Here is an 8027-nt window from a genome sequence, read left to right as displayed (position 1 = left end):
GAGCTGCGGTGGGGGACAGCCAGGAACGATGCCTGGCGAAGCGGGGTGCAAAACCGCGCGGGCAAAAAAAAACCGGGGTCGATAAACCCCGGAGCAACAACGACAAGAGGAGAATGGTGACGTGATGGCTTCGCCAGCCACGTACCGTAAAGACAGACCGCGGATTTTCCGCAGAGTTCGAAATTTTTTTCGATCCGTCGACTAACCGGTCCGGCGGCTCGTCCCGGCCGCAAGCCGGGCGCGTGCGGCTGAAACGCCCGGCCGGCCCGGCGGTGCCTTCTCCTCGAGAGTTGCCCTTATTGGGTCGCGTGCTGGGCTGTGGCGCGCAGATAGATCTCGACGCGACGGTTGGCCGCACGGCCGGCTTCGGTGTTGTTGTCGGCGATCGGCTGGTTCGGGCCCATGCCGGTGGCCGACAGGCGTTGCGGCGCGATGCCGCGTTGCGCCAGATAGCCGGTCACGCTCTGCGCGCGATTGACCGACAGCGTCTCGTTGTATTGCAGCGAGCCGGTGCTGTCCGTATGGCCGACGACCGACGCGACGACTTCGGGATTCTGCTGCAGCGTCTGTGCGAGCTGGTCGAGCACCGGTGCGAACGACGGCTTGATCGCGTAGCTGCTGGTGTCGAACGTGACCGAACTCGGGATGTTCAGCTTGAGCGAGCCGTCAGGTTGCTCGGTGATCTGCGTGCCGGTGCCCTTGGTCGCGCCCGACATGCGGTTGCGGATGTTGTCCCAGTTGTAGCCGGTGATGCCGCCCACCGCGGCGCCGGTGGCTGCGCCGATCGCCGCGCCCTTGCCGCCGCCGAAGATCGCGCCGATCGCCGCGCCGGCACCAGCGCCCACGCCGGTGCCGACTGCTGTGTTAGTGCCCTGTTGAGTTGCGCAGCCTGCCACCAGCGAGCCGGCCACGGCGAATACGGCCACGCGAGTCATGATTCTTGCATTCATTTTGGTTTCCTTTCGAGTGCGAATGAGCTAGCGGGTAGCGGTCAGTCTATGCAGCGAACATTACGGCAATGCACTGACCACTCAGAAAGTTCGGGAACGATTCCTGCGCCTTGCTTCGCGCGGTCCTACAGCGAAGAAGGGTCTTCGGGCACCGTGTGCCGTCAGACACTACAATAGTGCCTGAAACACACAGCGATGCGACCCTACGGCGTCCCGCGTGCCCCGAAGGGTGCCCGGCACGTTCGATTTTCGCAATGCCGCATAACAATTTCTTGCAAATTCCGCCGCGTGGCCGATCGGTCCATCTCGCCGCGCCGCACCTCTTCCCCACGGAGTATCAATGAGTATCGATCGGGCTTTGGTCGACGCCGCCGTCGCGGCCGTCACTGACCCCAACACGGGCGCGCCGTACGCGGCCGCGAAGAGCATCCGCAACGTGGTTGTGGAGGGCGACGCGGTCAACCTTCAGGTGACGCTCGGCTACCCGGCGAAAAGCCAGTTCGACGCGATCCGCCAGCGGTTCGCCGACGCGTTGCGCGCGGTGCCCGGCGTCGCGAACGTGCGCGTCGAGGTTTCGCAACAGATTGCCGCACACACCGTACAGCGCGGCGTGAAACTGTTGCCCGGCGTGAAGAACATCGTCGCGGTTGCCTCGGGCAAGGGCGGCGTCGGCAAGAGCACGACCGCCGTGAATCTCGCGCTCGCGCTCGCGAGCGAGGGCGCGGCGGTCGGCATTCTCGACGCCGACATCTACGGCCCGTCGCTGCCCACCATGCTCGGCATCGAGGGCCGCCCCGAATCGCCCGACGACAAATCGATGAACCCGATGACCGGCCACGGCGTGCAGGCCAGCTCGATAGGTTTCCTGATCGAGGCGGACAACCCGATGGTGTGGCGCGGCCCGATGGCGACCTCGGCGCTCGAACAGCTGCTGCGCCAGACCAACTGGCACGAACTCGACTATCTGATCGTCGACATGCCGCCGGGCACCGGCGACATCCAGCTGACGCTCGCGCAGCGCGTGCCGGTTACGGGCGCCGTGATCGTCACGACGCCGCAGGACATCGCGCTGCTCGACGCGAAGAAGGGCCTCAAGATGTTCGAAAAGGTCGGCATCCCGATTCTCGGCATCGTCGAGAACATGGGCCTGCACATCTGTTCGAATTGCGGGCACGAGGAGCACATCTTCGGCGCCGGCGGCGGCGAGCGCATGGGCAAGGAGTATGGCGTCGACGTGCTCGGCAGCCTGCCGCTCGACATCACGATCCGCGAGCAGGCCGACTCGGGCCGTCCCACGGTCGTCGCGGACCCGAACGGGCGCATTGCGGAGCTCTATCGCTCGATCGCGCGCAAGGTCGCGGTGCATATCGCCGAACGCGCGCGCGACATGAGCTCGAAGTTTCCGAACATCGTCGTGCAGAACACCTGAGCGGCCGTTCGGGCGAGGGATTAGGGGTGATCTCGATCCCTATTTTCACGAACTCTCGCGGTATCATGTCGACTTCACGAGTTCGGCTCGGCGGCCGCAGGGGCAGCCGCCAGGCCGACAAGAGGATCGCATGGGAAAACGAATCGACGGGCACGCGGTACATGCGTTCATCGTCCTGACTGCCGGCTGTGTGCTGTTGAGCGGCTGTGGCGTATTCCTGAGACCACAGGAAAAGCGCGCCGACGCGCAACTGCTGCCCACCGTGGGCAATCAGGCGCACGGTCTCGTGACCTTTATCGAGCGCTCGGACGGCGTCCAGGTCACCTACAATCTCACGGGCTTGCCGCCCAATAGCGACCACGCGCTGCAGGTGCACGAGCGCGGCGACTGCAACGCCGCCGACGGCTCCAGCGCCGGTCCGGTGTTTTCGCCGGCGGCCGAACGGCTCAAGGCCGGCGCGCGCGTCGAGGGCGATCTCGGCAACATCCATGCGGACGCGAACGGCGTGGCCACCGGCTTCATCGTCGCGCCGGACGTGTCGCTCGACGGCATCCGCTCGGTGCTGCAGCGCGCGGTACTGCTCCACCGCGATGCGACCGATCCCTACGCTTACCCTCAGCATGGCGCGGGCGCGGCGATCGCCTGCGGCGTGATTCGCCAGCAGTGAAGCGCGAGCGCGCTTTCGCCGCGCCCGTCCCGCCACGGCGTCGTGCCAGTCGGCGGACCCCCTTCATCGGGCGCGCCTCGCGCCATCTGCGGCAGCGTCTCCGTGATCGCGTAAAATAAGCGGCCTTTGCCGGCTGGGCGCCGCCGCCGGCCGTTTTCATCTATCTTTCGTCACACCTGATATTCACGTCGAGCAGCTCTCACCTATGACCATCAAATCTGACAAGTGGATCCGGCGCATGGCCGAGTCGCACAAGATGATCGAGCCGTTTGCGCCCGATCAGGTTCGCGTCTCCGAAGACGGCCGGAAGATTGTCAGCTACGGCACCTCGAGCTACGGCTACGACATCCGCTGCGCCGACGAATTCAAGATCTTCACCAACATCAACTCGACGATCGTCGATCCGAAGAACTTCGACGAGAAGTCGTTTGTCGATTTCAAGGGCGACGTCTGCATCATCCCGCCGAACTCGTTCGCGCTCGCGCGCACGGTCGAGTATTTCCGTATTCCGCGCAGCGTGCTGACCGTGTGCCTCGGCAAATCGACCTACGCGCGCTGCGGGATCATCGTCAACGTGACGCCGTTCGAGCCGGAATGGGAAGGCCACGTCACGCTCGAATTCTCGAATACGACACCTTTGCCTGCGAAAATTTACGCGAACGAAGGCGTCGCCCAGGTGCTGTTTTTCGAAAGCGACGAGATTTGTGAAACGTCGTATGCGGATCGCGGCGGCAAGTATCAAGGTCAGCACGGCGTCACGTTGCCGAAAACGTGACGCCGGCAGCGTCTTGACCCACCAGTTATTCGGGTGACCGCTGCGCCTTTTACGTAACGCAGCGGTCGTTTTCTTTTTGGAGAATCGCCCATGAAGTTCCGTTTCCCCGTCGTCATCATCGACGAAGATTTCCGCTCCGAGAACATCTCGGGTTCCGGCATCCGGGCTTTGGCCGAAGCCATCGAGAAAGAAGGCGCGGAAGTGCTCGGGTTGACGAGCTACGGCGATCTGACCTCGTTCGCGCAGCAGTCGAGCCGTGCGTCGTGCTTCATCCTGTCGATCGACGACGACGAGCTGCTGCCGTACGTCGATAACGTGGTCGTCGAAGGCGAGACGCCCGAGCTTGCCGCCGCGATCGTCGCGCTGCGCGCGTTCGTGACCGAAGTGCGCCGCCGCAACGCCGATATTCCGATCTTCCTGTACGGCGAAACGCGCACCTCGCGCCATCTGCCGAACGACATCCTGCGCGAGCTGCACGGCTTCATCCATATGTTCGAGGACACGCCGGAGTTCGTCGCGCGCCATATCATCCGCGAGGCGAAGGTGTATCTCGACTCGCTGGCGCCGCCGTTCTTCAAGGAACTGGTGCAGTACGCGGAAGAAGGTTCGTACTCGTGGCACTGCCCGGGTCACTCGGGCGGCGTCGCGTTCCTGAAGAGCCCGCTCGGCCAGATGTTCCACCAGTTCTTCGGCGAGAACATGCTGCGCGCCGACGTCTGCAACGCGGTCGACGAACTGGGCCAGCTGCTCGACCATACCGGTCCGGTCGCGGCCTCGGAGCGCAACGCCGCGCGCATCTTCAGCGCCGACCACGTGTTCTTCGTGACCAACGGCACCTCCACCTCGAACAAGATCGTCTGGCACGGCACGGTGGCGCCGGGCGACATCGTGCTGGTCGACCGCAACTGCCACAAGTCGATCCTGCACGCGATCACGATGACCGGCGCGATCCCGGTGTTCCTGACGCCGACCCGCAACAACTTCGGCATCATCGGCCCGATTCCGCGCAGCGAGTTCGAACCGGAGAACATCCGCAAGAAGATCGAGGCGAACCCGTTCGCGCGCGAAGCGCTCGCGAAGAACCCGAACCTGAAGCCGCGCATTCTGACGATCACGCAAAGCACCTACGACGGCGTGATCTACAACGTCGAGATGATCAAGGAGATGTTGGGCGAATGGCTCGACACGCTGCACTTCGACGAAGCGTGGCTGCCGCACGCCGAATTCCACGAGTTCTATCAGGACATGCACGCCATCGGCGCGGGCCGTCCGCGCATCGGCGCGATGGTGTACGCAACGCACTCCACGCACAAGCTGCTCGCCGGCATCTCGCAGGCGTCGCAGATCGTCGTGCAGGATTCGAAGAACAGCCGCTTCGACAAGCATCGCTTCAACGAGGCGTATCTGATGCATACGTCGACGAGCCCGCAGTACGCGATCATCGCGTCGTGCGACGTGGCCGCGGCGATGATGGAAGCGCCGGGCGGCACCGCGCTCGTCGAGGAGTCGATCGCTGAAGCGCTCGACTTCCGCCGCGCGATGACCAAGGTCGACACCGAATACGGCGACGACTGGTTCTTCAAGGTGTGGGGCCCGGACCAGTTCGCCGAGGAAGGCATCGGCTCGCGCGACGACTGGATGCTGCGTCCCAACGACGCATGGCACGGCTTTGGCCCGCTCGCCGAAGGCTTCAACATGCTCGACCCGATCAAGGCGACGATCGTCACGCCGGGTCTCGACATGGACGGCGGCTTCGGCGAAACCGGCATTCCGGCCGCGATCGTCACGAAGTACCTGGCCGAGCACGGCATCATCGTCGAGAAGACGGGCCTGTACTCGTTCTTCATCATGTTTACGATCGGCATCACGAAGGGCCGCTGGAACTCGATGGTGACCGAGCTGCAGCAGTTCAAGGACGACTACGACAACAACCAGCCGCTGTGGCGTGTGCTGCCCGAGTTCGTGCAGCATCATCCGATGTACGAGCGTGTCGGCCTGCGCGACCTGTGCCAGCAGATCCACAGCGTGTATCGCGCGAACGACATCGCGCGTCTGACGACCGAGATGTACCTGTCGAGCATGGAGCCGGCGATGAAGCCCTCCGACGCGTTCGCGAAGCTCGCGCACCGCGAGATCGATCGGGTACCGATCGACGAGCTCGAAGGCCGTGTCACGTCGATCCTGTTGACGCCGTATCCGCCGGGCATTCCGCTGCTGATTCCGGGCGAGCGTTTCAACAGGACCATCGTCAACTATCTGCGTTTCGCGCGCGAGTTCAACGAGCGCTTCCCGGGCTTCCATACGGATATCCACGGGCTCGTCGGCGAAATGGTCAACGGGCGCATCGAATACTTCGTCGATTGCGTGCGCATCTGACGATGGGGTGGGTGATGTTTCTGCCGGGCCTGGCAGCGATCGGCCGCTGGCGGCGCGGGGCCGGCGTGCTGGCCTTCGCGCTGGCGGCCGGCACGGTGGTGTTCGGCGGCATCGCGAGTCCGGCGGCGCATGCCGAGGTGGCCGCCGCCGATCCGATCGACGCGTCGATGCGCGCGTGTCTCGCGCGCGCCGACATGTCGACGACGATGGGGCAGGTGCAGTGCATGGACGCTGCGCGCATCGGCTGGAAGGTCGCGGTCGACAACGCGTACCAGCAGTTGCTCGCGAAGCTGCCGCCCGCGCGGCGCAGGCTGTGGGAAAGGAGCCAGTCGAGCTGGCTCGCGTCGCGCGATGCCGAGAAGCAGTTGCTCGCCGCGGTCTTCGCCACGACCCAGGGTTCGATGTACGTGCTTTCCGAAGCCGACATGCAGCTGCAGCCGGTGCGCGACCGCGCGCTCGCGCTGCGCAGCGCGCTCGCCGATGCGAACGGTCCGGCGCCGCGCCGGCCGCGCGCCTGCAACGCCGACGCGCGTTGCGAACACGCGATGTTCGATCTGAACCGCTACTATCGTGTGCTCGAATCGAAGATGCCGGCGCAATCGCGGCCGACGCTCGTGCACGCGCAACGCGCGTGGAGCGCGTATCTGACGGCGTCGACCCGGCTCGTCGACGAGCACGGGCGTATCGACATCATCGGCGCGCGCGTCGCGACGATCAAACGGCTCTCCGAAACGGCCGGCAACCACTGACGGTCGCCGACGGGCGCGGCCCACCGCGCATTCAATCCCATTGATAGCGGTCTTCGCGCGGCTGCGGCGGCGCGAGCGCCGGCTCGCCGAGCAGATCGCGCATCGCATCCTCGATCATCGCGGACATCGTGTTGAGCGCGAGGTCATTGTCGTCGGTGCCGAACGGTTCTTCGAGCTGCGACGCGATCGCTTCGTGCGCCATGAACGTGTACGCGACGAACACCGCGAACACCGGCGTGAAAATGCCGATGCTATTGACGAGTCCGAATGGCAGCGACGCGCAGAAGAAGTACACGGTGCGGTGGATCATCACCGAATACGCGAACGGCAGTGGCGTCGACGCGATGCGCTCGCACCCGCCGATCACATCCGACAGCCCGCTCAGATTGCGGTCGAACGCGAGCACCGCCATCGGATCGAGCGCCCCCGCGCGTGCCGCGCGCTGCACCCATTCGCCGAGGCACAGCAACAGCGCGGCTGGCTTGTAGCGCGATCCAATCACACGTTCAAACAGTGCGCGGGGCAGCCGCGCGGCAAGGTCGTCGCGCGGTTCGGTCTTGCGCAACTGATGACGCAGCGCATGCGGGAGCGCGCTCAGCATCGCCAGGAACGCGGCGGCTTCTTCTTTGGGCAACTCGCGCGACGGCAGTGTCAGCGCCTGGCGCGTCAGCGAGCGCGACTCATTGAGCAACTGCCCCCACAGCTTGCGCGCCTCCCACCAGCGGTCGTAGCTCGCGTTGTTGCGAAAGCCGAGAAACACCGCGAGCGCAATGCCGACCAGCGAGAACGGCGCGATCGAGTTCAGGTTCAGGCTGACGGGCAGCAGATGATCGTGTGCGGCGAGCGCAATGATCGAGATGAAGAAGATCAGCAGGAGCCGCGGCAGCAACTGCGGCAGCACCGAGCCGCGCCACGCGAGCAGCATGTGAAACCAGTGGAGATGCGGGCGGATGATCATGGCAAAGCGGTTCGGCCAGGAGATAGAGCGCCTATTATCGGTCGCTTTTCGCGTCCCCAAACAGGAAAACCCGCGGCGGGCGCATCGAAGACGATGCACACGCCGCGGATTCGTTCACCGCGA

The 8027-nt window shown here is 64.7% G+C and carries 7 protein-coding genes; 5 read left to right on the top strand and 2 right to left on the bottom strand.

The genetic code is table 11. The annotated features are described in order from the left end of the window. Positions 1–296 precede the first annotated feature (296 nt). Complete coding sequence (locus F6X40_RS24855) at positions 297–950, bottom strand: OmpA family protein (RefSeq protein ID WP_184007820.1); 654 nt, start codon at positions 948–950, stop codon at positions 297–299. 340 nt (positions 951–1290) lie between these two features. On the opposite strand from F6X40_RS24855, the gene apbC reads away from it, so the two are divergent. From apbC to F6X40_RS24830, 5 genes are all read left to right on the top strand, one after another. After that, entirely contained in the window at positions 1291–2379 is a 1089-nt protein-coding gene (gene apbC / locus F6X40_RS24850) for an iron-sulfur cluster carrier protein ApbC (protein WP_184021091.1), read from the top strand. A gap of 130 nt (positions 2380–2509) precedes the next feature. Then, positions 2510–3046: a superoxide dismutase family protein gene (locus F6X40_RS24845; protein ID WP_090803451.1), complete on the top strand. Its 537-nt coding sequence runs from the start codon at positions 2510–2512 to the stop codon at positions 3044–3046. 205 nt (positions 3047–3251) lie between these two features. Next, a complete protein-coding gene (dcd, locus tag F6X40_RS24840) occupies positions 3252–3821 on the top strand; it encodes a dCTP deaminase (protein WP_008924193.1) in 570 nt (189 codons plus the stop codon). A 90-nt stretch (positions 3822–3911) separates the two neighbouring features. Next, positions 3912–6197 (top strand): arginine/lysine/ornithine decarboxylase, encoded by a 2286-nt coding sequence (locus F6X40_RS24835; protein WP_018419715.1) that lies wholly within the window; start codon positions 3912–3914, stop codon positions 6195–6197. 14 nt (positions 6198–6211) lie between these two features. Further along, positions 6212–6946 carry a lysozyme inhibitor LprI family protein gene (locus F6X40_RS24830; protein ID WP_262421533.1) on the top strand — a complete coding sequence of 245 codons (735 nt, stop codon included), beginning with the start codon at positions 6212–6214 and terminating at the stop codon, positions 6944–6946. 31 nt (positions 6947–6977) lie between these two features. Here F6X40_RS24830 and F6X40_RS24825 read toward each other — a convergent pair whose 3' ends face one another. Next, a complete protein-coding gene (locus F6X40_RS24825; RefSeq protein ID WP_187629590.1) occupies positions 6978–7904 on the bottom strand; it encodes a bestrophin family protein in 927 nt (308 codons plus the stop codon). Positions 7905–8027 lie beyond the last annotated feature (123 nt).

The organism is Paraburkholderia sp. UCT31 (assembly GCF_014397655.1).
In the GTDB taxonomy this organism is placed as follows: Bacteria; Pseudomonadota; Gammaproteobacteria; order Burkholderiales; family Burkholderiaceae; genus Paraburkholderia; species Paraburkholderia tuberum.
This window is presented reverse-complemented; position numbering and strand designations above follow the sequence as displayed.

Excerpts from the sequence above, each read along its gene's own strand:
- F6X40_RS24855 (WP_184007820.1), bottom strand. The coding sequence starts at position 950 with ATGAATGCAAGAATCATGACTCGCGTGGCCGTATTCGCCGTGGCCGGC.
- apbC (WP_184021091.1), top strand. The coding sequence starts at position 1,291 with ATGAGTATCGATCGGGCTTTGGTCGACGCCGCCGTCGCGGCCGTCACT.
- F6X40_RS24845 (WP_090803451.1), top strand. The coding sequence starts at position 2,510 with ATGGGAAAACGAATCGACGGGCACGCGGTACATGCGTTCATCGTCCTG.
- dcd (WP_008924193.1), top strand. The coding sequence starts at position 3,252 with ATGACCATCAAATCTGACAAGTGGATCCGGCGCATGGCCGAGTCGCAC.
- F6X40_RS24835 (WP_018419715.1), top strand. The coding sequence starts at position 3,912 with ATGAAGTTCCGTTTCCCCGTCGTCATCATCGACGAAGATTTCCGCTCC.
- F6X40_RS24830 (WP_262421533.1), top strand. The coding sequence starts at position 6,212 with ATGTTTCTGCCGGGCCTGGCAGCGATCGGCCGCTGGCGGCGCGGGGCC.
- F6X40_RS24825 (WP_187629590.1), bottom strand. The coding sequence starts at position 7,904 with ATGATCATCCGCCCGCATCTCCACTGGTTTCACATGCTGCTCGCGTGG.